The organism is Phytoactinopolyspora limicola, from assembly GCF_011320225.1.
Classification (GTDB): Bacteria; Actinomycetota; Actinomycetes; order Jiangellales; family Jiangellaceae; genus Phytoactinopolyspora; species Phytoactinopolyspora limicola.
Genome location: NZ_JAAOEN010000006.1, coordinates 43,962 through 70,923 on the forward strand (window position 1 = coordinate 43,962; position 26,962 = coordinate 70,923).

The window sequence follows — 26,962 nt, forward strand, 5'->3', positions numbered from 1 at the left end:
TCCTCTTTCATGGGCTGCGCGGATGGGGCGCCCGGCAGCCCGGCCGATCTCAGATCTCAACAGGTGGTTGTGGGGCAGTCATCTGAAGCATCCAGCAGTTTTCGCGCATGGTGTGGGTCCTTTCGGGTGGGTGGGTTGGTGGTGGGGGTGGGGTTTACCAGCAGTTTTCGCGCACGGTGCGGCTCCTTTCGGGACGGCGGCAGGGGGGCCCGATCCCATGACGTCAGATCTTGCTCTGGACATCGGGTGATTCTTGGAATCAATTGATGAGTTCGCTGTATGAAACGAAGGAAGTGCGGAGCGTGGTTGGGGCGATGACCTGCACGTTTCAACTCCCGCACTCGCAAGATCCCCACTGATGGTGAAGCGGACGTTTCGGCCATGCAAGTCGAAACATCCGATAACGTAACTATTCTCCCCATCCGGGTGCGAAGGCCCGATCTGCGTCGACTACTATGTGCTACTAGAACTCACGGGGGGTGGCCATCTGCGGCGCGGAGGCGGGAGTTAGGTGTGGTAGGGCGAGTTCGACGTTGGTGCACTGGATGGGCACTATGGCGTCTGCCTAGACCACTGATCATCTATGTCTTGTCTGCCAACTCTGTGGCGCTGCTGCTGGCGATTACGACCGCATTCCTCGTCCCGTTTGACGTTGGTGATCTTGGGCGTCTCGCGGTGCTCGTAGGGTGCGCGTTGGTCAACATCGTGCTCATTCAGCACATTGAACGTAAACGTGAGTACTCGCGGAACAGCAAGGTGGCGTACGTCGACACCAGGGCGGCGTGGACTTTCGCGGCCCTAATAGTGTTGCCGTTGCCGCTCGCTACAGCGATGGTCCTCATCAGTTCTATCGCTTGGGGGCGCGTCTATCCGATAGCTGGCCGGGGCCTGCTTCATCGGTGGATCTTCACCAACTCGACTGTGTTGCTGGGCAGCTTCGCCGCGGCGTTCGTGCTCGCCAATGGTATGAGTAGCTATCCAGGCGCGCCTGCAAGCACCCCGCTTGCTGGACTGGCCGACTTCGGAGTTATAGCCGCCGCTGCCCTATTGCGATGGGCGGTCAATGCCGGCATGGTGATGGCGGCGATCGCCCTATCTGATCCGTCGGTGCGTGTGCGCGAACTATTTTCGAGCTTCAGCGATCAGTCGTTGGAGGCGGGCGCGTACGCACTTGGTGTCGCGATAGCCGTCATTGTCCTGGCGAACCCGTTTGTGTTGCCTGCGGTCGTCGTTGGTGTAGTGGCATTGCACCGCAGTTCTCTGGTGGATCAGTATCGAAAGGCTGCGCGGCAGGACACGAAGACTGGCCTTGCCTCGGCCGGTTGGTGGCACGAGTTCGCTGAGCAAACGATGGCGCGTACGCGAGACCGCGAGGCAAAGATGGGCGTGTTGATGGTCGACCTGGATCACTTCAAGTCGATCAATGACACCTATGGCCATCCGTTTGGTGACGATGTTCTCCGAGCCGTGGCTGCCGAGCTGCGGGCGGAGATCCGCGACGACGACGCCTGTGGCCGTTGGGGTGGTGAGGAGTTCACCGTCGTCTTACGGGATGTCGGAAGTGAGGCCAATCTTCGGCGCGTCGCTGAGCGGATCCGGTTGCGAATCGAGTCGATTGCGCTCACCCCCGAGGGAGGCGTCCCGTCGGATGAGCCGATCCACGTAACGGCCTCCATCGGGGCTGCCGTGTACCCAGCTCAGGGCATCACCACACTTGACGACCTGCTCCTGGCGGCAGACTCGGCGCTATACGAAGCGAAGAACAGCGGGCGTAACACCGTCCGAGTCAGTCCGATTAGCCGGGCACCGGTCGACCCGGAACGGGCACCGGTCGAGCCGGAAGAGTTCCGCGAGGAGCAGCCGCCATCGACTCCTTCGAGTGTCAGGCCGCATGGCGAAGCCCATGAGGTGACATATGAGAAGGGCGATTAGGTCGTGATGTACATCACGTGATGGGTTGTCACGTTGAGCGGATTCGTCGCTGTCGTCATTGGTGAAGAACGTCACCGATAGCGACAGGAGAGTCTGATGACCGAGCGGATGGATCTCGCTGAGGTTGTTCCCGAGGGCTTGCAGAAGGTTTTCGCCGTGGAGACCTACGTTCGGGCGAACGTCGATCACACGGTGCTCGAACTCGTCAAGCTGCGCGCCTCGATGATCAATGGATGCGCCTTCTGCGTCGACATGCACAGTACGGATGCGTTGAAAGCGGGCGAGGACAGCCGTCGGCTGTTCGCGGTGGCCGCCTGGCGTGAGGCGCCGTTCTTCTCCGAGCGGGAACGGGCGGCGCTAGCTCTGACCGACGCGGTCACCGAACTCGGCTCCGAGGGTGTCTCGGACGAGGTGTGGGACCAAGCGGCCAAGGTCTGGTCGAAACGTGAGCTGGCGGACTTGTTGCTGGCGATTGGCACAATCAACATGTGGAATCGCATCGCCGTGCCGACCCGGAAGTCACTGCCCGACGTGGCGTGAGGCCCGCTGTCCACACTGCTGGGCAGGCGGGCGCCCCGCCGGATGTCGATGCTGGCGCGATGGCTGCCCTGGAAGACTTCCAGGCGCATCGGCCCATGCTGTTCGGCATCGCCTACCGCATGCTCGGCAGCGTCGCCGAAGCAGAGGACGCTGTGCAGGACACCTACCTACGGTGGCTGAGCGCGGACCGAACGGCGGTCCGCGAGCCGCGCCGTTATCTGTCCCGGATCGCGACCCGGCTGGCCATCGACCGGCTCCGGGTTCGTGTTGAACGAGAGGTGTATGTCGGGCAGTGGCTACCGGAGCCGGTCCCGACCGCGGAGTCGTCGTTGTTCGATCCGCTGGACACGGTGATGAAGCGGGCGTCGTTGGCGATGGCGACGCTCCACCTGATGGAACGGCTCGATCCGGTTGAGCGGGCGGTGTTCGTCCTTCGGGAAGGTTTCGAGCTTTCCTACGCCGAGATCGCCGAGACGGTGGAGCGCAGCCCCGATCACTGCCGCCAGCTATACAGGCGAGCATCGAAGCACCTGGAACGAGATCGGCCGCGGTTCTCGCCCGGCCGCCGTGAGCATGCGCGGCTGCTGGAACGGCTACTCGACGCGGCGCGGCATGGCGACCTACCCGGTTTGCGTGAGGTCTTGCACCACGACGTCGTCATATGGTCCGACGGGGGTGGAAAGGTCACGGCGGCGCGTAACCCCGTTGTGGGCGCTGATCGAGTGAGCCGTTTCATCGCCGGTATCTACAGCAGGCCGCAGCAAGAGATGGATGTCACGTTGGTCGAATTGAACGGGGCTCCCGGCGCGGTGGTCCGGTTGACCAGCCAGACGCATGCCGTGGCGTTTGCCGTCGGCGACGGGCTGATCAGCGGTATTTTCGTGGTGTCGAACCCGGACAAGCTGACGGCGATACCCGAGCCGCGTTGAGCACAGGCGATGGGCGGGCCGCGTCGGGTCTCGTATGCTGTCCGGCGTGCTGACCATCCGCCAGGACATCGTCGACGCCATCATCGAACACGCCCGTCGGGACCATCCGGACGAGGCGTGTGGGGTGGTGGCTGGCCCGGCCGGCTCGGACCGTCCGGAGCGGTTCATTCCTATGCTCAACGCGGCGCGTTCGCCGACGTTCTACGAGTTCGACTCGATGGACCTCTTGCGCCTGTACCGGGAGATGGAGAGTCGCGACGAGGAACCCGTCGTGATCTACCATTCGCACACCGCCACCGAGGCGTATCCGTCGCGGACCGACGTGTCCATCGCGGCCGAGCCGAACGCCCACTATGTGCTCGTATCGACGCGGGACGAGCATGACGCCGATTTCCGCTCGTTCCGGATCGTCGACGGCCAGGTGACCGAAGAGGAAGTGAAGATCATCTAGTCTGCCGCTAGCCGCGCCGGTACCCTGGTGCGAAGACCAGCGCGTGGACGGGGTCGCGCGTCGCACCATCGGCACCGGGAATGATGTGAGCGTCGCACGTGTTGCGCCAGGTGACCGATGTCGTGAGAGCTAACTGAGACCACTGGGAGCTAGAGTCGATGGCCGTCGAGGTCCGCATCCCCACGATCCTGCGCCAGTACACCGGCGGCGCCAAAGTCGTCGAAGGTGGTGGCGACACGCTGTCCGCGCTGATCGACGACCTCGAGTCGCGGCACGAGGGCCTGCGAGACCGGCTCATCGAGAACGGTGAGCTGCGCCGCTTCGTCAACATCTACGTCAACGACGAGGACGTCCGTTTCCTCGACGGGCTCAAGACCTCGCTGTCCGACGCGGATTCGGTCACGGTCCTGCCCGCCGTCGCCGGCGGCGCCTGAGCCGGACACGTCCTCGATGCGGTACGAGTCGCTGCTTGCTTCGCTGGGCCATACTCCGCTGGTCGGGCTGCCCCGGTTGTCGCCGTCGCCTGAGGTGCGGCTATGGGCGAAGCTGGAAGACCACAACCCCACGGGCTCGGTCAAGGATCGCCCAGCGCTGCGAATGATCGAGGCGGCGGAGGCGGATGGCACGCTTCAGGCAGGTAGCACCATCCTGGAGCCCACCTCGGGCAACACCGGCATCTCGCTTGCCATGGCGGCCAAGCTCAAGGGTTACCGGTTGATCTGCGTCATGCCCGAGAACACGTCGGAAGAGCGCCGTCAGCTGCTACGGATGTGGGGCGCGGAGATCATCTCTTCGCCCGCGGCCGGTGGCTCGAACGAGGCGGTCCGCGTCGCGAAAGGCTTGGCTGCTGAACACCCCGACTGGGTCATGCTGTACCAGTACGGCAACCCGAGTAATGCGGCGGCACATTACGAGACCACCGGTCCGGAGTTGCTCGAAGACCTCCCGGAGATCACCCACTTCGTGGCGGGGCTGGGCACCACCGGCACGCTGATGGGGGTCGGGCGGTATCTGCGGGAGAAAGTTCCCGGTGTGCAGATCATCGCGGCCGAGCCGCGGTACGGCGAACTCGTCTATGGTCTGCGCAACCTCGATGAAGGTTTCGTTCCCGAACTCTATGACGAGTCGGTTTTGACCTCCCGGTTCTCCGTCGGCCCGCGAGACGCGGTCAAACGGACACGGGAGCTCCTGGAGTTGGAGGGAATCTTCGCCGGCATCTCCACCGGAGCGGTGCTCCACGCGGCACTAGGCATCGGGCGTAAGGCGATGGCGGCGGGAGCTTCCGCGGATATCGCGTTCATCGTGGCCGACGGTGGCTGGAAGTACCTGTCGACGGGCGCCTACGAAGGCACGCTGGACGAGGCCGAGGACCGGCTCGAGGGTCAACTCTGGGCGTGAGCCCGCTCGATGCGTGGGGTCGTGCCGACGGGGGCGTGGCGTTCAACACTTTTGCCGTGCACGGCGCGCCTGAGCGCGTACGCTCTTGGAGCGATGAACGAGCGAGCCAGCAACGCCGTACCCGATGGTGGCGGACCACCGGCCAACGACGCGCCGATCGGGATCTTCGACAGCGGAGTGGGCGGACTGACAGTGGCGCGGGCCGTCCTGGACCAGCTTCCGCACGAGTCGATCCTCTACGTCGGCGACACCGCGCGCACACCGTACGGCCCGCAGCCGATCGCCCAGGTCCGCGCCTACGCCCTCCGCGTCCTGGACACACTCGTCGACGCGGGTGTGAAGATGCTGGTCATCGCCTGCAATACGGCGAGTAGCGCAATGCTGCGCGACGCCCGAGAACGCTACGACGTGCCCGTCGTCGAAGTGATCCAGCCAGCCGTTCGGCGGGCGGTCGCCGCGACGCGTCAGGGCCACATCGGAGTGATCGGAACCCGCGCGACGGTCAACTCGAAAGCATACGAGGATTCCTTCGCGGCCGCCCCGCACCTGCGTATCACGTCTCAGGCCTGCCCTCGATTCGTGGAGTTCGTCGAGCGGGGCATCACGCACGGCTCGGAGCTGGAGCAGGTCGCTCGCGACTACCTCGAACCGGTCCGTGCGGCCGGCGTCGACACCCTCGTACTCGGTTGCACCCACTACCCGATGCTCACCGGGGTGATCTCGTACGTGATGGGTCAAGAGGTGACCCTGGTCAGCAGCGCCGAGGAGACCGCCAAAGACGTCTACCGGGTGTTGGCCACCCACGAGTTGATGCGGTCGGACATGTTGCCGCCACCACGGCACCGATTCCGCTCTACCGGCGATCCGCGCCCGTTCAGCGAGCTGGCCCGCCGGTTCCTCGGCCCGGACATCGCCGACGTCGAGGAGACCTCCGAGATCCCGGTCGTCCAGCGTGAGGTGGTGGGGTCGTGATCTGGTCGCGGCGGGAGGTGCCGGTATGAGACTCACGGTACTGGGCTGCTCGGGCTCACTCCCTGGGCCGTCGTCGCCGGCGTCGTGTTATGTGGTGGAAGCCGGCGGCGTCCGCCTCGTGCTCGATCTCGGCAACGGGGCACTCGGTGCGTTGCAGGACCACGTCGGTGCCGACGGGCTCGGCAGCATCGATGCGATCCTGATCAGCCATCTGCACCCTGATCACTACATCGATCTGTGCGGCTACTACGTCGCGCTGCGATACGGACCAGTGCATGCCGGGCGCCGGGTGCCCGTGTGGGGACCCGACCACACGGCTGAACGGCTGGCCATAGCGTTCGGTGAGAACCCGGATCCGGGTATGTCCACGGAGTTCGACTTCCGTACCTACTCCGACGACGCGTTCCACATCGGCCCGTTGCGGGTGAGTACCACCAGGGTCCGGCATCCCGTCGACGCCTACGCCATCCGTATCGAGCACGAGGGTCGATCGCTGGTCTACTCCGGAGACACCGGCCCGGCGCAAGCCTTGATCGACCTGGCGCGGGACGCGGACCTGTTACTGTGCGAAGCGTCGTTCCGCGACGGCGGAGACCACCCGCCCGACCTACACCTGACCGGGGTCGAAGCCGGGCAGCACGCTCGGGCGGCTGGAGCTCGGCGGCTGGTTGTCACCCATGTGCCGCCGTGGGGTGACCCCGACGAAGCCGCGGCCGAGGCACGGACCGCCTTCGACGGGCCGGTGGAGGCCGCCCATGCGGGTGCGGTCTGGGAGCTTTGAGAGGGGAATTTCCGTGGCTGACGACACTCCGCTCACCTACGAGCCTCTACGTGAAGACTGGGACCGGGCGTTGTTCATCGCGCCACACCCCGACGACATCGAATATGGCGGTGCGGCGGCGGTCGCGCGCTGGACCAGACAAGGCAAGTCCGTCATCTACACCATGGTGACCAGCGGTGAGGCCGGCATCGACGCGATCCCGCCGGAGGAGGCCGGGCCGCTGCGGGAAGGCGAGCAGCGAGCCGCGGCCGAGATCGTCGGAGTGGACGTCGTTGAGTTCCTCGGGTTCCCCGATGGCACTATCGAATACGGTCTTCCGTTGCGTCGAGAGCTGGCCCGCGCGGTCCGTCGGCACCGCCCTGACATCGTCGTCACCGGCAACCATCGGGAGACGTATGGCGCTGGCTTTCTGAACCAGGCCGACCACATCGCTGTTGGGCGGGCCGTGCTCGACGGGGTCCGCGACGCCGGCAACCGGTGGGTGTTCCGGGACCTCCTCGACGACGGGCTCGAGCCGTGGGGTGGTGTGCGCGAGGTATGGATGGCCGGGTCGCCGGACAGTCGGCACGCCGTCGATACGAGCGACACCTTCGAGGTCGGGATGCAGTCGTTGCATGCGCACCGCGAGTACATCGATGGTCTGGGTGAGGGCGGCGACCCGACCGACTTCCTCGAGGAGATCGCCCGGCAGGCCGGAATCCGGCTCGGCTGCCAGTACGCCGTCCCATTCGAGGTCTTGTCCCCATGATCATTGGCTTTTGACTACCGGATCCGGTAGTCAAAAGCCAATGATCATGGGGACAACGGGGGAGCGGACGGAACGACCCGATGTCAGGGTTGGGCCGGCGGATCGTCTCGCCACGGCGTCATCGACCGGGCGTGCCGTGGACGTCCTGGTGTGGGTTTGACGCCGGTTGGGGCGCCACTCAGACTGGCCGGCATGTTTCAACCCGATGACCAAGAACGGTCCGCCGTACCGGATCGATTCAACCTCCAGGGCCGCGTCTTCGACATGGTGTCCTCCACGTCGAGCCGCGTCGACCCTGTCGCCCCGACCCGTTTCACCTACTACGAGTCCGGTGGTGTGCTGTGGGGCCACTACTCCGGCGACACCGTGGACCTCGGGCGATTCTGCGGCGCACGACGCGACGACGTCGTCGACATCGCCTTCGTCCATCGGAACCGGGACGGCGAAACCATCCGGGGGAGTGCGCGTTCCCGGATCGACCTCAGCGCCGACGGGTTGTTGCAGCTCACCGAGGACTTCACCGGACCTGACGGTGCGGCGCACGTGAGCGTGTGCCGCGAGGTGGCGGTAGCGCAGGAGACATCGGCCAGCCGTTGACCGGGGTCGTCACGGTCGCGGTTGCCGGCGTGGCGCCACCTGGAGGGAGCGGTCGTCGCTGGTACGGACGAACCGGGTCATCCCGTACCGTTCACCCGTGGTGCCGTCCGGCTCCGGCTCCGAGTCCGCACCACGCATCTGTAGCGATACCGGGAAATGTTCCTCGTCCATGAGGAACACCGTCTCGGTGGCCTTGATCGACGGCCATTGCGCCAGCCGCGTGACGACGAGTGTATGGACCGCCGACACGTCTTGGGCGCGCACGAGCAGCATCGCGTCGTGTTCACCGGTGGTGACGGCGAGGTACTCCAACTCGTCGAGTTGCGGCAGCCGAGCCCGGAAGTCGGCCCATTCGGTCTGATGCAGCGTGACGAAGACGAGCGCGGCCACCCCGAGACCCACGGCGGCTGGGTCGACGGCCGCGTGGACGCCGCGGAGTACACCGGCCTCCTGGAGGCTCTCGTAGCGGGTGTAGGCGTTCGAGCGGGAGATATTCAGCTTCTCCGCGAGGGCGGCGATGGAGATCCGCCCGTCCTCGCGGAGCGCCTCGAGCATCCGAAGGTGGGTCGCGTCCAGCCGCATGTGTGCTCCCAACTGTCCAGGGTTCACGATCCACGTGAGCCCTGAAGGAGAAATTTCGTCGATGTCCGGCGTCGTGCTGGACATTTGTTCCTCGTTTCGAGTACGAAGTTGCATTCTGCCCAGTGCAATGGCTTAATTCAAGCTTGTCTTGTCCCGAAGGTGAAGGAGCACCCCGTGCCACAGCTCACCCGGCGCGCGCCGAGCGCCTTGGTCGTCGCTCTGGCGGCCGCGCTCACCCTGGTTGGTTGCGGCGGCTCGTCGAACGACGACTCGTCGAACGATGCCGGGGGCGACGACAGCAGCGCTCGGACGCTCGTCGTCGACGCCTCCTTCGACCTCAAGACGGCTGACCCGGGCCGGCAGTACGAAACCACCGGCTCGATCGTCACCAAAGCGCTGTATGAAACCCTGTTGACGTTCGACGGCGACGACGTCACCCAACCGGTCGACGGCCTGGCCAGCTACGAGATGTCCGACGACGACCGCGTGCTGACGCTCACGATGAACGAGGGGCACACCTTCTCCGACGGCAGCGAGGTCACCGTCGACGACGCCGTGTTCTCACTCCAGCGGGTGCAAGGCATGATGGGCAACCCGTCGTTCCTGCTCGACGGTGTCACTGTCGAGAAGACGTCGGACACCACTCTCACGCTCACGTCCGACGAGCCCTACCCGGCGCTGCCGTTCATCCTGCCCAACCCGACGTTGAGCGTGCTCAACCAAGACGTCGTCGAGGCCAACGGCGGCAGCACGGACGAGAGCGACGCCGCCGAGGCATTCCTCAACGGCGAGTCGGCCGGATCGGGTCCGTACATCCTTGACTCCTTCGACGCCGCGTCGCAGGTCGTGTTCACCGCCAACCCCGAATACTCGGGTGAGGCACCCGCCTACGGCCGGGTGGTGCTGCGTAACGTCGAGGGTGAGACACAGCGGCTGAACGTGCAGGCCGGTGAGTCGCACATCGCTCTGGACCTCAACCCCGACCAGGTCGCTCAGCTCGACGCCGACAGCGTCAACGTCATCGCCAGCGCCTCGCGTTTCGTCATCTTCCTGTTCCTCAACCAGGACGACGAGGTCAGCACGGTCACCAGCGATCCCGACTTCCTCGAGGCCGCCAAACTCGCCATCAACTACGACTCCATCGTCGATCTTGCCGGCGAAGGTGCCGTGCGGCCCGGCGGGTTCATCCCGTCGCTGTTCAACGGCGCACTCGACGCGGGCGCCGGCAACCAGCGCGACCTCGACGCCGCCCAGGCCGCCCTGGACGCCTCCGGCTACTCCGGTGAGCAGGTGACCCTCGGGTTCCCCAACGACATCACCGTGCAAGGAATGTCGTTGCAGAGCATCGCCGAGTCTGTGCAGGCGCAGCTCGGTGAGGTCGGCATCAACGTCACCCTCGCGCCGGCGCCGGTGGCGACCGAACTGGACGCCTACCGCGGCGGCACCGTCGAATTCGGACTCTGGTACTGGGGGCCGGACTTCCCCGACGCGTCGAACTACCTCGCCTTCACCCCCGGCGAGCTGGTCGGCCTGCGGGCCGGCTGGACCGTCGACGACGATCCCACCGTCGCCGACCTCGCCCAGGCAGCCCGGGTCGCCACCGGCGACGACGAACGTGCCACCGCCTACCAGGAGCTACAGGTCGCACAGAACGCCAGCGGCCCCTTCATTCCGCTGCTTCAGCCGGCCCAGAACGTCGCCACCGCCACCTCCATCGAGTCGATCTCGCTCAACCCGGTCTGGACCATCGACCTCGGAAAGACCCGGTAGCGGGCGCTGGTGGCCCAGGACACGAGCACCACGACGGCGACCGCGCCAGGGGGAGGAGGACACCCCCTGGCGCGGTACCTCGTCGTGCGCGCCGGCATCACGGTTCTGCTGCTGTTCGGGGTCACCCTCACCACGTTCATCCTCACCAACCTGATCCCCGCCGACCCGGTCCAGGCCGTGCTAGGTGAGCAGGCCGCCGCCAACCCCGAGATCGTCGCCGCCTACCGGGAACGGGCCGGGCTCGACGATCCCCTGCCGGTCCAGTACTTCACCTACCTCAGCAACGTCCTCCAAGGTGACCTCGGCACCTCCCAGCAGACCCGCCAGCCCGTCGCGGACGAACTCGGCCGGGCCGCGCCGGCAACCATCGAACTCGCCCTGGCCGCCATCGTCGTGTCCGCGGTGCTGGGTATCGGCCTCGGGCTCTGGGCGGCGCTGAAGCGGCGCACCATCATCGACCAGGTCATCCGCCTGGTCAGCACGGTTGGCATCTCCATTCCGCTGTTCTGGCTGGCCCTCGTCGTCTACTACGTGTTCTTCTTCCAGCTCGGCATCTTCCCAGGATCGGGCCGGCTGTCCCCGACGCTGACGCCGCCGCCCGACGTCACCGGCCTCTACACCGTCGACTCGTTGCTCGCCGGTGATCTGCCCGCCTTCTGGGACGCGTTGAGCCACCTCGTGCTGCCGGCGTCGGTGCTCGGCCTGTACACCGTCGGGCTCCTCACCAGATTCGCCCGCTCAGCCGTGCTGGAGATCCTCGACCAGGACTACGTGCGGGCTGCCCGCGCCAAAGGGCTGCCGGCGCGCACCGTCGTCACCCGCTACGTGCTGCGGGGTTCCCTCGTGCCCATCATCACGGTCCTGGGAATGGCGTTCGGATCGCTGCTGTCCGGCACCGTGCTCGTCGAGATCATCTTCTCGTGGAACGGCATCGGGCAGTACTCCTACGCGGCCGCGACCCGTCTCGATCTGCCCGCCATCATGGGGGTTGGCCTCGTCGTCGGCATGGTGTACATCGGCCTGAACTTCATCGTCGACCTTCTGTACGGACTCATCGACCCACGGGTGAGAGTGTCATGACCACCGCCGACGGCACGCCGACTCCTTCGGCCCCACCGGTGATGGTGCCTTCGACCCGCCGGCGCCGGATACCCGCAGCCCTGCGCAGCCCGCTGGCGATCGTCGCGCTGGCGATCATCACCATCTGGGTCGCCGTGATGATCCTGGCGCCGTGGATCAGCCCCGCGGGGCCCACCGAGCAATCGTTCGAGCGGCTCACGGCGCCCAGCGCCGAGCACTGGTTCGGCACCGACCAGGTGGGGCGAGACGTGTTCTCCAGGGTGCTGCACGGAGCACGCATGTCGATCCCGGTGGCCGCGCTGCTGGTGTCCGCGAGCCTCGTGGTGGGCGCCGTGCTCGGGGCCATCGCAGGCTACTTCGGCCGGGTGGTCGACGAAGTCATCATGCGCGTCGCCGACCTCGTCTTCGCCTTCCCGACCATCATCCTCGCGATGGTGATCGCCGCCGCGCTCGGACCGAGCCTGCGCAACGCCGTCATCGCGATCCTGGTCGTCTCGTGGCCCCCGTACGCCCGCGTCACTCGGTCACTGGTGCTCAGCGCCCGGGAGGCGGAATACGTCGTGGCCGGCCGGTTGCTGGGCAACGGCCCCTTCACGTCCCTGACCAAGGACGTCATGCCCAATGTCGCGGCCCCCGTCGTCGTCCTCGCCACCCTGGACATCGGCACCGCCATCCTGCTGCTGTCCGGACTGTCGTTCCTGGGGTTGGGCGCGGTTCCGCCGACGCCGGAGTGGGGCGCCATGGTCTCCGACGGCATCCAGCAGTTCTCGTCGTGGTGGATCGCCGGATTCCCCGGACTGGCCATCATGAGTATCGTGCTCGCCTTCAACATGCTCGGCGACGTGCTCCGCGACTCACTAGACCCGCACACGGCCCAAACGGTGAAAGGGCGGGCGCTGTGACCGGCGACGGCGGGTTGCACATCCGCTCCCTGCGGGTTGTCATCGGGCGCGACGCCGGGACGACCATCCTGCACGGCATCGACCTCGACGTTCCCCGCGGACAGGTCACCGGCCTGGCCGGCGAGTCAGGATCCGGCAAGACCATCACCGGCATGTCCGTCATGGGGCTGCTGCCGACTACCGCCCGAGCCAGCGGGCAGATCCTCTTCGAAGGCACCGACCTGCTAACGCTCAGCGCCAGGCAGCTCAATGCCTACCGCGGAGCGCGCATCGCGATGGTCTTCCAGGACCCCACCGCCAGCCTGCACCCCATGCTGAGCATCGGCGGCCAGCTCACCGACCACTACCGCTCCCACACGGGTGCATCGAAACGGGAGGCGAAGGACCGCGCCGTCGAGATGCTCACCAAGGTCCAGGTACCCGAACCCGAGATCGCGCTCCACAAATACCCCCACCAATTCTCCGGTGGCCAGCTGCAACGGGTCGCGATCGCCGGGGCGCTGATGTGCGGGCCGTCGGTGCTGATCGCCGACGAACCCACCACCGCGCTGGACGTCACCGTGCAGGCCGAACTGCTGCGGCTGCTGCGGGGGCTGTGCGACGACCTCGGCCTGGCCGTGCTTCTGATCACCCATGACCTCGGAGTGATGTCGTCGCTGGCGGACCGGATCGCCGTCATGAAAGACGGCCGGATCGTCGAACTAGGTGACCGCTACCAGGTGATCACCGCTCCGCAGGACCCCTATACCCGGTCGCTGATCGACGCCTTGCCGGCCGCAGACGGGGCTTCGGCCGGTGGGCGTTGCGCTGATGGGGCTGATGCTGCTCGGCTACCTGGGTCGGAGGGGAGTGTATGAACGCTCTACTCGAGCTCAACGACGTCCACGTTTCCTATCGGCAGCCCGGCCGTGGACGGCTGTCCGCTGTCCAAGGGGTCAGCCTGAGCCTCGACGGCGGTCGCGTGCTCGGCTTGGTCGGCGAATCGGGCTGTGGCAAGTCGACCATCGCGAAAGCGGTATGTGGCCTGGTGCCGGTCGACGCTGGCACCATCACCTTCCGGGGTGAGCCGATCCGCCGACTGGGGCTGCGTCGTCGTGATCCCCACGCGATGCGCATCCAGATGGTGTTCCAGAACCCCTACGCCTCCCTCAACCCGCGCCGGACCGTCGGCCGACAGATCGAAGACGGGCTACGGGTCAACCCCGACCAGTCGGCATGGACCGTAGCGGACCTCCTGACGGGGGTCGAACTGGAGCCGTCCTGGGCAGCCCGGTACCCGCACCAGCTCTCCGGTGGCCAACGCCAACGCATCGCCATCGCCCGAGCCCTGGCCGCCGGGCCCGACGTGTTGATCGGGGACGAGCCGATCGCCTCGTTGGACGCCTCTCTGCAGGCGACCATCGCCCAGCTGATGCGCCGGCTGGCGCTGGCCAGCGGTGCCGGGTTGCTGTTCATCAGCCATGACCTGTCGGTGGTCCGGGTGGTCGCCGACGACGTGGCGGTGATGAGCGCCGGGCGGATCGTCGAAGCCGGACCCGTAGACCGGGTATGGGCGCAGCCGCAAGCCGAGTACACCCGGCGGCTGCTGGCGGCGATCCCCGCGGTGGACGGTCTCGGTCGCCTCCCCGGCTCCTAGCTCCCACCCAGCCCGCCACCCCGTGTGCACCTGATCTCCGATATGTCACCTGATCGTTCTGGCCGCAGCGATCAGGCGCACGTCCTACGGTTGTGACGGCGCTCCGGGGAGGCACCCTGCATCTGATCGCGTCTCACCCAGCGAGCCTCGAATGGATCAGATGTACGTATCGACAGGTGACGTCGACACGTACATCTGATCCAATCCCTATCTACATGGTGAGACGCGATCAGATGCAGCCACGAGCGTCGGGCCGTCGTCGGTGCACCTGATCGCCGTCGCATGAACGATCAGGCGACAATAGAGACGACCCGGGGCGCGCACCATGTGCAGCGTGGACCCATTGTCGGGTCTTGGGGGGCGCCGGGATCGTCATCCGTTCGGATGCAAGAACCGGGACTTGCCCGTGGGTTGGTGCATCTGATCCACAGGGAGGTTTGTCTCGGGCGTCGACACGGTGGCAGCAGGTGGATGCCGCTCCTGCTACACCCGCCTCGGCTTCCGGTGTTCGAGCACGGCGCGTGGGGTTTGGGTTGGGCATGGCGCGCCGGCAGCACTGCCAGAGCGCCCGATATGTCGCATTTGGGGAAGTGCTCGGCGTGCCGTGCGTTCGTCGCCACCTCTGCGAGCATGAGCCTGCTGGCTCAGAATTGCGGATGGGCCACCTCAGACGCCGTCTATCCGCAACTCTGAGCCAGCAGGCTCACACTGAGGAACGATCAGGTGACATATCGGAGATCAGGTGAGCATCGGATCGTGGGCGGCATGTCCCGGGTGCGGCGGCGTCCCGGGCGGGCCGATAGCCTCGGCGTCATGAGTCGATTGGACGGCCGCAGCGCCGATGAACTCCGCCAGGTTCGCTTCACTCGAGGCTGGCTTGCCCATGCCGAAGGTTCGGTACTCGTCGAGTTCGGTCAGACGCGGGTGCTCTGCGCGGTATCGGCGACGGAGGGGGTGCCGCGCTGGCGTAAGGGCTCCGGCCAGGGGTGGGTGACCGCCGAGTATTCCATGTTGCCTCGCTCCACCAACACCCGCTCGGACCGGGAGTCGGTCAAGGGGCGGTTGGGCGGGCGTACCCATGAAATCTCGCGGTTGATTGGCCGGTCACTGCGGGGGATCGTCGACATGTCCACCCTGGGCGAGAACACTCTCGTCGTCGACTGCGATGTTCTCCAGGCCGACGGTGGCACCCGAACAGCGGCCATCACCGGCGCCTACATCGCCCTTCATGACGCGGTGGACTGGCTTCGTCAACGCGGACTGCTGGCGGGTGAGACTGTTCTGCTCGATGCGATCGCGGCGATCTCGGTGGGCGTCGTCGACGGTACGCCGTTGTTGGATCTGAACTATGAGGAAGACGTACGCGCCGAGACCGACATGAACGTCGTGATGACGGGCGCCGGCACATACATCGAGGTGCAGGGCACGGCCGAGGGTGCGCCGTTTGCCCGCGCTGAGCTCGACGAGTTGCTACGCCTGGCCGAATCCGGCTGTTCCCGGCTCACTGACCTGCAGAGGAAGGCGTTGGAGTCGTGAGCGCGGCAACCCGCAAGGTGGTCTTGGCGACCCGCAACGAACACAAGGTGGTGGAAATCCGTCGTATCTTGGCCGAGGCCGGACTTCCGGTCGACCTGGTGGGTGTCGCCGACTTCCCGGACGTGGACGACGTCGTCGAGTCGGGCCTGACCTTCGCCGACAACGCACTGCTCAAGGCGCGGACAGTGGCCGCGGCGACGGGTTTGCCGGCGCTGGCTGACGACTCCGGTATCAGCGTCGACGCGATGAACGGAATGCCTGGTGTGTTCTCCGGGCGATGGTGCGGGCGGCACGGCGACGACGCCGCCAATCTCGATCTGCTGCTCGCTCAGGTGCGCGACGTTCCTGACGAGCACCGGGGTGCGGCGTTTGTGTGTGTGGCCGCCTATGTGGAGGCCACGGGCAAGGAGCTTGTCCAGGAGGGCCGCAGTGTTGGCCGGTTGATCCGCGAGCCGAGGGGACAGGGCGGCTTCGGCTACGACCCGATATTCGTGCCCGATGGCGACTCGCGGACCACGGCGGAGATGACAGCGGCGGAGAAGGACGCCATCAGCCACCGTGGCCGGGCGTTCCGGTTGCTCGCCGACCAGCTAGCTCGCACCCCCTCCCCATGATCATTGGCTTTTGACTACCGGATCCGGTAGTCAAAAGCCAATGATCATGGGGAGGGGAGAAAGGTGAATCGGGGGGCGGACGCGGTGAGCACCGCGTGCGGACTAACCGTTGCCTGCCAGCCCGCGTCGATCCCGTCGGCGATGGCGACCATGAGCTTGTCGATGTCGCCCGGCGCGGACTCGTGCATCGCCTCGGCGACGATCAGTGCGTCAGTGGTCGAGGCACGCACGGCCGAGTGGCCGCTCTGCCGGTTCGTCCAGCGGCGCGCGTGGGACCGGCCGTCCCGATCGGCGAAGATCACCTCACCTGGATCGGGATGCTCCGTCTCGCCGGTGAAGGTCTGATAGGTCTCGTTGCCGACGGCGGGCCGCACTACCAGGTGGTTGGTGATCTTCGACGCGTCGAGCGCCGCCACCGGGACAGCGAAGGCGACGGAAATCGCGTTGCAGAGGTCCACCAGCGGATGCAATCGCGGAAGTGTGTCTTCCCGCCTTAGCCGCCTGAGCAAGGCCTCGGCCGCGCAACGGTATTGCGTGGGTTTCAGCCCCATGCGGGAGAAGGTGCGTCGCCACGCCTGGACTTCGGGAAACTCGCTCTCCGCTGTCACGGCGAGGCGGGCGCGGGCCATCTCGACGAAGCGCTGGACAGTGACGTCGACGTCGGCATCGGCATCGACACCGGAGACGTAGAGCGCGCCCGGCACCAGCTCGGGGTGGGCAGTCCAGACGACGGAGGAGTGTTCGAAGATATGCAGAGATGGATCAACCGTAGTCATCCCTCTGACGATGCCCGACGCCTCGCGTACCGAGAAGAGCCACCCGGCACCGGCTTGACTAGGCCAGAGTGCGGCTCCCGTCCTCGGATCCAGCACCTGGCGGTGTGCCTGTTTCTTAAAAGGTGATGACGATCAGGCCCGCTGGCTACAGAGTTGACCGCCGGCGGCGCATCATCGAGGTGTGAGCAAGCGTCCGAGTGAGTCGGCACCCAGCCCCGGCCCCGGCCCCGGCCCCGGCCCCGGTCCCGGTCCCGCCGCCCGCGCAGCGGTGCGCCGCGGGGCCAGCCTGACCGGCCGGGGTGCGATCGCCGGCGTGCTCGCGCTGGGCGCGGGTATCGGTGCAGCCGAACTGCTGACCGGTGTAATGGGCCGTCCCGGTGCGTCGCCGGTCGGCGCCGTCGGCGACTGGTTCATCGACGTCGTTCCCGGCTGGCTGGCCGATCAGGCCATCGACTGGTTCGGTACCGCGGACAAGCTGGCGCTCGGCATTGGGATGGCTGTTGTGCTTGCCGTCGCCGGTGCTGGGATCGGTGTGCTCACCGCCCGGTCCAGACCGGCTGGGCTGACGGTGGCCGGTGTCCTGGCGGCGGTTGCCGTCGTCATCGTCGCCGGCCGCCCGGACACGACGGGCATAGATGTGGTGCCCATGCTGGTCGGCGGGGGAGTCGCGGTGCCGGTGCTGGGCTGGCTCGTCCGGCGAGCCGCACCGGTTGGACCCGGGTCCCGAACGCCGCGCGACGAACTCCCAGTCGACGGTGCCGAGACCCGCCAGGCCACCGACGTTCGTGAAGTCCGCGAGAATGCCGAACGACGCGATGGCGGCGGACCTGCCGGTCAAGATGTGGCGGATCCGAGCCGGCGCCTGTTCTTGCGCGCCGCCGGAAGCGTGGCTGCGTTGGCTGCCGGCGCGGGCGCGGTTGGACGGTGGATCGCCGGTGATCGCAGTGGTGTGGAGGCAGCCCGGGACGAACTCGCCGTCGACGTCGAGCTGCCCCGGGCGGACGTGCCGCCTGGTGCGGATCTCGACGTCTCCGGCGCGGACCCGTGGCGTACACCCAACGCCGAGTTCTACCGGATCGACACCGCCTTCCGGTTGCCGCTGATCCAGCCGGATGAATGGCGCCTGCGCGTACACGGCATGGTGGAGCGCGAGTTGGAACTCAGCTACGACGAGCTGCTAGATATGGGTTTGGTCGACCGCTGGGTGACCTTGACCTGTGTGTCCAACCAGGTAGGCGGTGATCTGGTCGGGAATGCCCTGTGGACCGGCGTGCCGTTGCGCGACGTGTTGTTGTTGGCGGGCCCAAACCGCGACGCCGACGCGGTGCATTCCACGTCGCATGACGGATGGACCTGTGGAACACCCCTGGACGCCTTGACCGACGGCCGCGACGCGTTGCTCGCGGTGGCGATGAACGGCGAGCCGCTGCCCGTGGAGCACGGCTTCCCGGTGCGCATGGTGGTGCCCGGCCTCTATGGGTACGTCAGTGCGACGAAATGGGTAGTGGACCTGGCGGTGACCAGGTTCGACCAGTTCCAGGCATATTGGACGACGCGTGGCTGGGCGGAGCGTGGCCCGATCAAGGTGTCCTCCCGCGTCGAGGTACCCGCCGACGGTGCGACGGTCGCCTCGGGGCAGGTGGCCGTGGCCGGGACGGCGTGGGCGCAGCACCGCGGCATCGAGGCCGTGGAGGTGCGGGTGGACGAGGGGCCGTGGCAGCTGGCCGACCTTGGCACCGTGCCGAGTGACGATACCTGGCGGCAATGGGTATACACGTGGGACGCCGCTCCCGGCGAGCACGTCGTGGAGGTCAGGGCGATCACCGCCGACGGCGAGGAGCAGACCGGCGCCATCGCCCCACCCGCGCCGGACGGCGCCACCGGCTGGCACCGGGTGACGGTCACGGTGGCCTGACACCTCGGTATGGGGCGGCGTCGCCTCCCCGTGGGTAGCGACTTCGCTACCGCCACACGGCGTATCGGGCCCCGGAACGTTCCGAAGGCCATCTGGCGGTAGCGAAGTCGGTGAATTGAGTCGGCGGGCGGTGTCGGGTGAAGTGGGGGCGGGCGGCGTCGGGTGAAGTGGGGGCGGTTGGGGAAGAACGGCAGGCAGGGTGGGTGAGTCAGCAGCGTTGGACGGGTAAGGTCAGGAAGCGTGACTGAGATGCGATACCGCCAGCTGGGCGAGTCGGGATTAACTGTGTCGGTCGTCGGCGTCGGGTGCAACGCGTTCGGCGCCCGCATCGACGCGGACACCACCAACTCCGTCGTCGCCGCTGCCATCGACCACGGGATCACCCTGTTCGACACCGCCGACGTGTACGGCGACGGAGAAAGTGAGACGCTGCTCGGCAAGGCTCTAGGCCAGCGCCGGGACGAGGTGATCGTCGCCACCAAGTTTGGCATGGACATGGAAGGCGCCAACGGCCCTGATTGGGGGGTCCGCGGTTCCCGCCGCTACATCCGCACCGCCGTCGAGGCGAGCCTGCGCCGGCTCGGCACCGACTGGATCGACCTCTACCAGATGCACACCCCGGACCCACGTACTCCCATCGAGGAAACCCTTGGTGCGCTCAACGAGCTGGTCGCCGAAGGTAAGGTCCGCTACGTAGGGTCGTCGAACTTCGCCGCTTGGCAGCTGGTCGACGCCGACTGGGTGGCGCGGTCCAGCGGTTTCGAGCGGTTCATCAGCGCCCAGAACAAGTACTCGCTCTACGACCGCGCCGCGGAGGAGGAGCTTGTGCCCGCCGCCGAGCAAGCCGGGGTGGGAATCCTGCCGTTCTTCCCCCTCGAGTTCGGTCTGCTCACCGGGAAGTACAAGCGAGGCGAGCCGGCACCGGAAGGATCCCGGCTGGCGGCGCAGGCCAATCGCCTACAGCACGCCGATTTCGACCGGATCGAGGCGTTGGAGCAGTTCGCGGCCGACCGCGGCCTCGGTATCCTCGACGTCGCCATCGGTGGTTTGGCGGCGATGCCCGCGGTCAGCTCCGTCATCGCTGGGGCGACCAAACCCGAGCAGATCGAGGCCAACGCCCGAGCCGGGGCGTGGCGGCCCAGCGCTGAAGACCTCGCCGCTCTGGAGGCCCTGTCATCCTCGTGATGCTCGGCTATCCCCGGTGATCGTTAGCGGTTTTCCGCCCTCCAGCTCGGTGATCGTTGCCGGAAAATTGCTGCCCTGGCAGCACGATCCCGGCAACGATCACCGGCAGTGGGGGCGGAAAACCGCTAACGATCACGGAGGGTGGGGTTAGGGGGCGGCGTCGCGGTCGCAGGCTTGCGCCCGCAACGCACGGTCAAGGTCGGCTAGTCCTTCGACGACGATCCGCCGGGCCGGAGCCGGCAGCTCTGCAGCCTCGAGCCACTGCCGGATCCGGGACGCCGTGCTGGCATCAGCCAACACCCGCGGGAACAACCCCTCGACGACGGTGTGGGCGGAGTCTTGGGTGCGCTCCGCCCACACCTGCGGCACTGCCTCGATGTAGTGGTCGACGTAGGGGAGGAGTAGATGACGCTGCTCCGGGTGGGCGAAGCCACGGACGGTGGCGGTGAGCAAAGCGTTGGGCAGCTCGTCAGTTTCCACCGCGTTCAGCCAGGCGTCGAGTTTGGCCTGCTCCGTGGGCCGGGCGGCACGGGCGTAGGTGGCTTGCCGTTCACCCGTGGCGGTGTTGTCGCGGGCCAGCTCCGCGTCGATGTGCTCGTCACCGGCCTGACCGATGACCACCAGTCTCTGCAGCAGATGCCAGCGTAGGTCGGTGTCGACCATCAAGCCGGGCAGGGTGTCGTCGTCGCCGTCCAGCAGAGCCCGCAGCTCGGCGGCGTGTTCGTCGCTGGCGACCGACGACGCCCATGCCCGGGTGAACGCGAGCTGGGCGTCGCTGCCCGCTTCGGCCGAACCGGCCAGTTCACGCAGCCCGGTGACCCACCGGGCCGAGAGCCGGATCCGCTCCGCCGGGTCGGCGTACAACGTGATGGCGGTGCGGGCCGTGGCGAGAACGTGCTGGACGACGGAGATGACGGTTTCGCTTTCGATGCCGCTCAACACCAACTCGACGTACTCGCGGGTGGGCAGCTCCGCGTCGCGCAGCATGTCGGTCAGCGCTGTCCAGCACAAGGCCCGGGGTAACGACGGCAGCGTGGCGATGGACTGGCCGACGGCCCGCCGGGACGGCTCGTCCAGCCGGACCTTCGCGAACGTGAGGTCGTCGTCGTTGACGAGCAGCACGTCCGGGCGGCGTACCCCGGTCAGCTCGGGGACGGGGGTCCGTTCGCCGGCGATGTCGAGCTCCACCCGGTCGCGGCGGGTGAGCCGGCCGTCGTCGCCGATGTCGTACAGGCCGATGGCGGCTCGGTGTGCACGTAGCGTGGGGTGGTCGGGGTCGGCGGTCTGTTCGATCACGACGGAGGCGTAGGTGCCGTCGCCGTTCATGGTTATCGAGGGTCGCAGAGTGTTGACCCCGGCGCGTTGTAGCCATTGCTGGCCCCAGGTCGACAGGTCGCGCCCGCTTTTCTCCTCGAGGTGTCCGAACAGGTCGGACAGGGTGGTGTTGCCCCAGGCGTGCTCGGTGAAGTACGCCTGAACTCCGTCGAGGAATTGCTCCCGCCCCACCCACGCGACCAGCTGTTTGAGCACGCTGGCTCCCTTGGCGTAGGTGATGCCGTCGAAGTTCAGCTCGACGTCGTCGAGATCACCGATGTCCGCCGAGATCGGATGGGTCGACGGGAGCTGATCCTGGCGTAGCGCCCAGAGTTTCTCCGAGACGGCGAACGTCGTCCACGCCTCTTCCCAGCGAGTGGCCTCGCTCAGCGCCAGCATGCTCGCCCAGGTGGCGAAGGACTCGTTCAGCCATAGGTCGTCCCACCAGGTCATCGTGACGAGGTCGCCGAACCACATGTGGGCCAGCTCGTGCAGCATGGTCTCGGCACGTAGCTGGTAGGCGGCGTCGGTGACGCGGCTGCGGAAGACGTAGTCGTCGCGGATGGTGACCGCGCCGGCGTTCTCCATCGCCCCGGCGTTGAACTCGGGCACGAACAGTTGGTCGTATTTGGCAAACGGGTAGGGCAGGCCGAAGACGTCCTCGAAGAAGGCGAACCCGCGTTTGGTGACGTCGAACAGTTCGTCGGTGTCGAGGTGCTCGGCGAGGGAACGTCGGCAGAACAGTCCGAGCGGCACCGTGCCGGTATGTCCCACGTACTCGTCGCGGACCTCGTGGTAGGGACCGGCCACGAGGGCGGCGACGTAGGGCGAGAGTACCGGCGTCTCGGCGAAGCGCCACCTGCGAACCCCGTCGCGCACCACGGTCACCTCGGCCGCAGGTGAGTTCGACACGAGTACCCAATGCTCCGGTGCGTCGACGGTGAAGGTGAACGTGGCTTTCAGGTCGGGTTGGTCGAAGCAGGCGAATACCCGACGTGCGTCGGCCACCTCGAACTGGGAGTAGAGGTAGACCTCGTCGTCCACCGGGTCCACGAATCGGTGCAGGCCCTCGCCGGTGCGCATGTAGGAGGCGTCGGCGACGACCGTCACCTCGTTGCCGCGGGGGAGCTTCGGCAACTCGACCCGCGCACCGTCATACACCTGCGCGGGATCGAGCGAGGAGCCGTTGAGGGTGATCTCGTGCACGGTGGGGGCGATGAGATCGAGCCAGGTAGAGGCCCCCTTCTCCGCCTTGAACCGAACGGTTGTGGTGGACCGGTAGGTGGTGTCACCGCCGGTGAGATCGAGTTCTACGGCATAGCTGATCGACGAGCCATCGACGTGTGCGGCCCGATCGCGAACTTCGTCCCGAGTGAGGTTCGTGCCAGTCATGCATCGATCCTGGCAGAAGTCGGCACCTGTGGGGGGTAATGAGGGCGGGTCGGTGCCGTCCATGGTGAGTGGTTCACCCCGTTGGGCGGGAATCTTGACGGTCCGGTATGGGTTGCCGGAAATGAGGGCAGCGCCGCGGATGTGGGGTGCCCTTGGTTCACGATGACCCGACGATGCGAGGGGTGTGTTTGATGACGGTCACCGATCAGGGCGGCGTTTCCATCGACGTTTCGGCCGATGCGCAGGCAGGCGAGAAACGGGAAGCTGTCGACTTCTGGTTCGATCCACGGTGCCCATGGGCGTGGATCACGTCACGTTGGATGCTGGAGGTCGAGAAGGTCCGGCCGGTCCGGGTGAACTGGCATGTCATGTCGCTGGGATACCTCAACGAAGGCCGTGAGGTCGAGGAGGGCTACGCCCGGCTGCTGGCTCAGACCTGGGGCCCGGTGCGGGTGATCACCGCCGCGCGTTTGCAATATGGCGAGCAGTACGTCAAGCCGCTGTACGACGCGATGGGCGAGCGGATCCACGTGCAGGCCCGTAAGGCGGACATTCCCGGCGTCATCCGGGAGGCTCTGGTGGCGGTCGGGCTGCCGGAGTCGTTGGCGGACTACGCCGCCAGCACCGAGTACGACGACGCGCTCAAGGAGAGCCACCACGCGGGCATGGACCAGGTAGGTATGGACGTCGGCACCCCGGTGATCGCCGTCGCCGGTTACGCGTTCTTCGGGCCGGTGATCTCACCCGCGCCGAAGGGGGAGGCGGCGGGGCAGCTGTGGGACGGCGTCCGGGCCTTGGCGTCGTACGACGGATTCTTCGAGATCAAGCGGACCCGTACCCGTGATCCCATCTTCGACTGACGTTGTCGAGTTGTCCGGCCGGACAATGGGGGTGGGACGTGAGGGGACGACGGCGGCACTAGGGTAGGCGGCATGCGCGTCCACATCGGTACCGACCATGCCGGCTTCGAGGCCAAGAACGAATTGGTTGAGCAACTCCGGCACGCCGGTCACGAAGTCGTCGACCACGGCCCTTTCGAGTATGACGCCCTGGACGACTATCCCGTGTTCTGTCTGCGCGCCGCCGAGGCGGTCGCGGCCGAGCCGGACAGCCTCGGCGTCGTCCTCGGTGGTTCCGGAAACGGGGAGCAGATGGCGGCGAACAAGGTCAAGGGTGTCCGTGCCGCGCTGGCGTGGTCGGAGGAGACCGCCCGGCTAGCCCGCGAGCACAACGATGCCCGTGTCATCTCGGTTGGCGCACGCATGCACACTCTTGACGAGGTGGCCCGGTTCGTGACGGTGTTCCTGGACACCCCGTATTCGGAGGCCGAACGGCACACCAACCGGATCCAGATGCTTAGCCGGTACGAGGAGTCGGGGGAGCTTCCGCCTCTTCCACAGGGGGCTCCGGCCGCTTCGGGTGCTCAGATCGATCGGGGGGCCCAGGGTGATCCTGGAGCTTCGCCGCCAGCGACGGCGTCTCGACCGGCCTGAACCGCTGTACGCCGCTGGATTCCAGTTTGTCGAGTGCTTCGGCGAGCTGTTGAGGGTTGGGCCTGGAAGCGTCGCGGGCCCGGAGTGAGCGAGAGACGTTGACCTGTGAGCGGCGGTCTACTTGATCGAGCCGCTGCTCTTCACGTTTGTCCCGACTAGCCATAGAGAGGACGGTACGTGCCGGAGGGGCATACGATCCACCGGCTCGCCCGCCACCTGCGGTCCGAGTTCGCCGGTGAACCGCTCTCGGTGAGCAGCCCGCAGGGCCGGTTCCGGGACAGCGCGGCGTTGCTCGATGGCACCGTCTTGGAGACGACTGACGCCCATGGCAAGCACCTATTCCTCGGCTTCGGTGGCGGGGCGATCCGCGGTGTCGTGCACCGTTGGGTACACGTGCATCTCGGGTTGTACGGGAAGTTCCGGATCGTCGAGGGCCCGGCCGAGCCGCCATGGGGCGAGGTACGTATGCGGTTGGCTACGGCGGCTGCCCACGCGGATCTGCGCGGTCCCACTCGGTGTGTGGTGATCGAACCGGGGGAGAAGGCCGCCGTCCATGCCAGGCTAGGCGCCGATCCGGTCCGGGGCGACGACCCCAGCGCGGCATTGGAACGCATCGCCCGCAGCCGCAGCCCGGTGGCGCTGCTGCTGATGGATCAGTCGGTGATCGCCGGAGTGGGCAACGCCTACCGCGCCGAGGTGCTCTTCCGGTCCGGGCTCGACCCGGCGACACCGGGACGGCGGGTGGAGTCGGAGACCCTCCGGGGTATCTGGGCTGATCTCGTCGAGCTGATGACGGTCGGCGTCGACACCGGACGCATCGACACGGTCCGGCCGGAACACGAGCCGTCGGCGATGGGGCGGCCGCCCCGGGTCGACGCACACGGCGGCGAAGTCTACGTCTATCGGCGGGCCGGGCAGCCGTGTTTGGTGTGCGGCAGTGAGGTCCGGATCCGGGAGGTGGCTGCCAGAAATCTGTTCTGGTGTCCTAAATGTCAGGCTTGAGGGTGCGGTAGGCGACGGACAGCGCCCATCTGTCCTTGCCGAATGGGTTCAGCACCTGCGCGGATGCGGTTAGTGTGCTTAGAGCTTCCGCCAATAGATCGGTGGAGCTGAGCCAGTGGAGGAGCGAGCATGGCAAGGCGGAGGAGGAGGTCGATGCGGAGCCATCGATCGACGACGACAACGAAGCCAGGCGATACTCGTCCACTGGCTCAGCCCGCCAGCATCTGTTGGCGGAAGCTCTTACTGTGAAGGCTATGCTGGCCGGCCGTCCTCGCCTCCTCGAGAATCAAGCGTTCCGCCGGTTGGTGCGCATCGTGAATTACTCGTTGGCCCACCAGGGCGTCCTGCTGGCGGGGCTGCTGATCCTGACGCTGCTCCTCGGGGTGGCCACCGTGGTGTGGTCGGGTTCGTTGCCGGTGAGCGTGTTGGTGCTGCCGATCGTGGTCGGCGGTGTCGTGCTGTCGTTGTACTCCCTGCGCTGGGTGATCGCCGCCGCTTTCGCATGCCTGGTGGTGGCGGGTGCCGCGGGCGAGGTCCGCGCCGAGTACGCCTGGGCGACCGTCGTTGTCCTCATCACCGCTGCCGTCGCGCTTGGGCTGGCGAGGTCGAGGGCCCGGCTCGGAGTGACGGGTACGACGGGTGAGTCGATGCTCGTCGATCTCCGGGACCGACTGATCGCACATGGCAAGCTGCCGCCGCTACCACCGGAGTGGGAGATCGACGTCGTCCACCGCTCAGCCGGGCGTTCGGAGTTCTCCGGCGACTTCCTGGTCGCGGCCCGCTCGTCGGAAGGGCTCATGCTCGAGGTCGCCCTCGTCGACGTGTCGGGAAAAGGTCACGGTGCCGGGACCAGGGCGCTCCTGCTGTCCGGAGCATTCGGGGGGCTGCTCGGCTCCTTGCCTCCGGCCGAGTTCCTGCCGGCAGCCAACGCCTACCTGCTCCGACAGAGGTGGGCCGAAGGCTTCGCGACGGCGGTCCATGCGGTGGTCGACCTCTCGTCCGGGCGATTCGAGGTACGTTCGGCTGGGCATCCGCCCGCTATCCACTACAAGTCTGGATCCGGCCGCTGGGACACCCTCGACGCGACCGGCGGCCTGCTGGGCGTGTTCGAGAAAGACGTGTACGAGCCGAGCACGGGATTGCTGCGCCCCGGCGACGCGCTCATGCTCTACACCGACGGGTTGGTGGAGGCGCCGCGCCGCGACCTGGCCGACGGTATCGACAAACTCCAGGGCGAGGCGGAACGCCTGGTCACCAAGGGTTTTCGGCATGGCGCGGGCACCCTGGTCGACGCGGTGGCGTCGTCGGACGCCGACGATCGCGCCCTGCTCCTGCTCTGGCGCACCTGATGTCCCCTTCCCGGTGATCATTGGCTTTTGACTACCGGATCCGGTAGTCAAAAGCCAATGATCACCGG

Annotated in this window: 25 protein-coding genes and 1 pseudogene; 23 read left to right on the forward strand and 3 right to left on the reverse strand. The window is 66.8% G+C overall.

Translation table 11 applies throughout. The features are described from left to right. The first annotated feature begins 588 nt into the window (after positions 1–588). The 10 genes from G8760_RS15845 to G8760_RS15890 all read left to right on the forward strand — a co-directional run bounded on the left by G8760_RS15845 (position 589) and on the right by G8760_RS15890 (position 8,348). Complete coding sequence (locus G8760_RS15845) at positions 589–1,932, forward strand: GGDEF domain-containing protein (protein ID WP_207782410.1); 1,344 nt, start codon at positions 589–591, stop codon at positions 1,930–1,932. 96 nt (positions 1,933–2,028) lie between these two features. After that, positions 2,029–2,472, forward strand: coding sequence for a carboxymuconolactone decarboxylase family protein (locus G8760_RS15850; protein ID WP_207782411.1), 444 nt, complete (start codon positions 2,029–2,031; stop codon positions 2,470–2,472). 59 nt (positions 2,473–2,531) lie between these two features. Continuing rightward, a complete protein-coding gene (locus G8760_RS15855; RefSeq protein ID WP_166352862.1) occupies positions 2,532–3,401 on the forward strand; it encodes an RNA polymerase sigma-70 factor in 870 nt (289 codons plus the stop codon). Positions 3,402–3,438: 37 nt separating this feature from the next. Next, complete coding sequence (locus G8760_RS15860; protein WP_166353300.1) at positions 3,439–3,852, forward strand: Mov34/MPN/PAD-1 family protein; 414 nt, start codon at positions 3,439–3,441, stop codon at positions 3,850–3,852. A 158-nt stretch (positions 3,853–4,010) separates the two neighbouring features. Next, positions 4,011–4,286 (forward strand): MoaD family protein, encoded by a 276-nt coding sequence (locus G8760_RS15865; protein WP_166352864.1) that lies wholly within the window; start codon positions 4,011–4,013, stop codon positions 4,284–4,286. 16 nt (positions 4,287–4,302) lie between these two features. Then, positions 4,303–5,250: a PLP-dependent cysteine synthase family protein gene (locus G8760_RS15870; protein WP_166352866.1), complete on the forward strand. Its 948-nt coding sequence runs from the start codon at positions 4,303–4,305 to the stop codon at positions 5,248–5,250. Positions 5,251–5,343: 93 nt separating this feature from the next. Next, on the forward strand, positions 5,344–6,222 hold the full coding sequence (murI, locus tag G8760_RS15875; protein ID WP_166352868.1) for a glutamate racemase: 879 nt from the start codon (positions 5,344–5,346) through the stop codon (positions 6,220–6,222). A gap of 25 nt (positions 6,223–6,247) precedes the next feature. After that, a complete protein-coding gene (locus tag G8760_RS15880; RefSeq protein WP_166352870.1) occupies positions 6,248–7,003 on the forward strand; it encodes an MBL fold metallo-hydrolase in 756 nt (251 codons plus the stop codon). After that, positions 6,978–7,751 carry a PIG-L deacetylase family protein gene (locus G8760_RS15885; protein WP_166352873.1) on the forward strand — a complete coding sequence of 258 codons (774 nt, stop codon included), beginning with the start codon at positions 6,978–6,980 and terminating at the stop codon, positions 7,749–7,751. Before G8760_RS15880 ends, G8760_RS15885 begins: the two co-directional genes overlap by 26 nt. A 192-nt stretch (positions 7,752–7,943) precedes the next feature. Continuing rightward, positions 7,944–8,348, forward strand: coding sequence for an avidin-fold protein (locus tag G8760_RS15890; RefSeq protein ID WP_166352875.1), 405 nt, complete (start codon positions 7,944–7,946; stop codon positions 8,346–8,348). Between the two features lie 9 nt (positions 8,349–8,357). Here G8760_RS15890 and G8760_RS15895 read toward each other — a convergent pair whose 3' ends face one another. Then, entirely contained in the window at positions 8,358–8,930 is a 573-nt protein-coding gene (locus G8760_RS15895; RefSeq protein ID WP_166352877.1) for an Lrp/AsnC family transcriptional regulator, read from the reverse strand. Between the two features lie 174 nt (positions 8,931–9,104). On the opposite strand from G8760_RS15895, the gene G8760_RS15900 reads away from it, so the two are divergent. The 7 genes from G8760_RS15900 to rdgB all read left to right on the forward strand — a co-directional run bounded on the left by G8760_RS15900 (position 9,105) and on the right by rdgB (position 16,468). Next, positions 9,105–10,700: an ABC transporter substrate-binding protein gene (locus G8760_RS15900; protein ID WP_166352879.1), complete on the forward strand. Its 1,596-nt coding sequence runs from the start codon at positions 9,105–9,107 to the stop codon at positions 10,698–10,700. 9 nt (positions 10,701–10,709) lie between these two features. After that, positions 10,710–11,780, forward strand: a complete 1,071-nt coding sequence (locus G8760_RS15905; RefSeq protein WP_166352881.1) for an ABC transporter permease — start codon at positions 10,710–10,712, stop codon at positions 11,778–11,780. Then, positions 11,777–12,682, forward strand: coding sequence for an ABC transporter permease (locus G8760_RS15910; RefSeq protein ID WP_207782414.1), 906 nt, complete (start codon positions 11,777–11,779; stop codon positions 12,680–12,682). Before G8760_RS15905 ends, G8760_RS15910 begins: the two co-directional genes overlap by 4 nt. After that, positions 12,679–13,539, forward strand: coding sequence for an ABC transporter ATP-binding protein (locus G8760_RS15915; RefSeq protein ID WP_207782415.1), 861 nt, complete (start codon positions 12,679–12,681; stop codon positions 13,537–13,539). Before G8760_RS15910 ends, G8760_RS15915 begins: the two co-directional genes overlap by 4 nt. Further along, positions 13,536–14,318 carry an ABC transporter ATP-binding protein gene (locus G8760_RS15920; RefSeq protein ID WP_166352884.1) on the forward strand — a complete coding sequence of 261 codons (783 nt, stop codon included), beginning with the start codon at positions 13,536–13,538 and terminating at the stop codon, positions 14,316–14,318. The genes G8760_RS15915 and G8760_RS15920 overlap by 4 nt, the downstream gene beginning before the upstream one ends. Before the next feature lie 813 nt (positions 14,319–15,131). Further along, positions 15,132–15,854 carry a ribonuclease PH gene (rph, locus tag G8760_RS15925; protein ID WP_166352886.1) on the forward strand — a complete coding sequence of 241 codons (723 nt, stop codon included), beginning with the start codon at positions 15,132–15,134 and terminating at the stop codon, positions 15,852–15,854. Beyond that, entirely contained in the window at positions 15,851–16,468 is a 618-nt protein-coding gene (rdgB, locus tag G8760_RS15930) for an RdgB/HAM1 family non-canonical purine NTP pyrophosphatase (RefSeq protein ID WP_166352888.1), read from the forward strand. The genes rph and rdgB overlap by 4 nt, the downstream gene beginning before the upstream one ends. Before the next feature lie 44 nt (positions 16,469–16,512). On the opposite strand, the gene G8760_RS15935 is transcribed toward rdgB, so the two are convergent. Continuing rightward, positions 16,513–17,244, reverse strand: coding sequence for a B3/B4 domain-containing protein (locus G8760_RS15935; protein ID WP_207782416.1), 732 nt, complete (start codon positions 17,242–17,244; stop codon positions 16,513–16,515). 181 nt (positions 17,245–17,425) lie between these two features. Between G8760_RS15935 and G8760_RS15940 the strand changes: the two genes are divergently transcribed. Both G8760_RS15940 and G8760_RS15945 read left to right on the forward strand, forming a co-directional pair. After that, a complete protein-coding gene (locus G8760_RS15940; protein ID WP_207782417.1) occupies positions 17,426–19,159 on the forward strand; it encodes a molybdopterin-dependent oxidoreductase in 1,734 nt (577 codons plus the stop codon). A 249-nt stretch (positions 19,160–19,408) separates the two neighbouring features. After that, entirely contained in the window at positions 19,409–20,344 is a 936-nt protein-coding gene (locus tag G8760_RS15945; RefSeq protein ID WP_166353310.1) for an aldo/keto reductase, read from the forward strand. A gap of 147 nt (positions 20,345–20,491) precedes the next feature. Here G8760_RS15945 and pepN read toward each other — a convergent pair whose 3' ends face one another. Further along, positions 20,492–23,050 (reverse strand): aminopeptidase N, encoded by a 2,559-nt coding sequence (gene pepN / locus G8760_RS15950; protein WP_166352890.1) that lies wholly within the window; start codon positions 23,048–23,050, stop codon positions 20,492–20,494. Positions 23,051–23,241: 191 nt separating this feature from the next. Here pepN and G8760_RS15955 point away from each other — a divergent pair, with 191 nt between their 5' ends. The 4 genes and pseudogenes from G8760_RS15955 to G8760_RS15970 all read left to right on the forward strand — a co-directional run bounded on the left by G8760_RS15955 (position 23,242) and on the right by G8760_RS15970 (position 26,894). Further along, positions 23,242–23,910, forward strand: coding sequence for a mycothiol-dependent nitroreductase Rv2466c family protein (locus G8760_RS15955; protein WP_166352893.1), 669 nt, complete (start codon positions 23,242–23,244; stop codon positions 23,908–23,910). A 72-nt stretch (positions 23,911–23,982) separates the two neighbouring features. Continuing rightward, a pseudogene (locus tag G8760_RS15960) lies at positions 23,983–24,459 on the forward strand (ribose-5-phosphate isomerase); the annotation flags it as partial. 261 nt (positions 24,460–24,720) lie between these two features. Further along, complete coding sequence (locus G8760_RS15965) at positions 24,721–25,545, forward strand: Fpg/Nei family DNA glycosylase (RefSeq protein WP_166352898.1); 825 nt, start codon at positions 24,721–24,723, stop codon at positions 25,543–25,545. A gap of 101 nt (positions 25,546–25,646) precedes the next feature. Then, the gene (locus G8760_RS15970) at positions 25,647–26,894 is read left to right on the forward strand and encodes a PP2C family protein-serine/threonine phosphatase (protein WP_166352900.1); all 1,248 of its coding nucleotides are present in this window, start codon (positions 25,647–25,649) and stop codon (positions 26,892–26,894) included. The last annotated feature ends 68 nt before the right edge of the window (positions 26,895–26,962 follow it).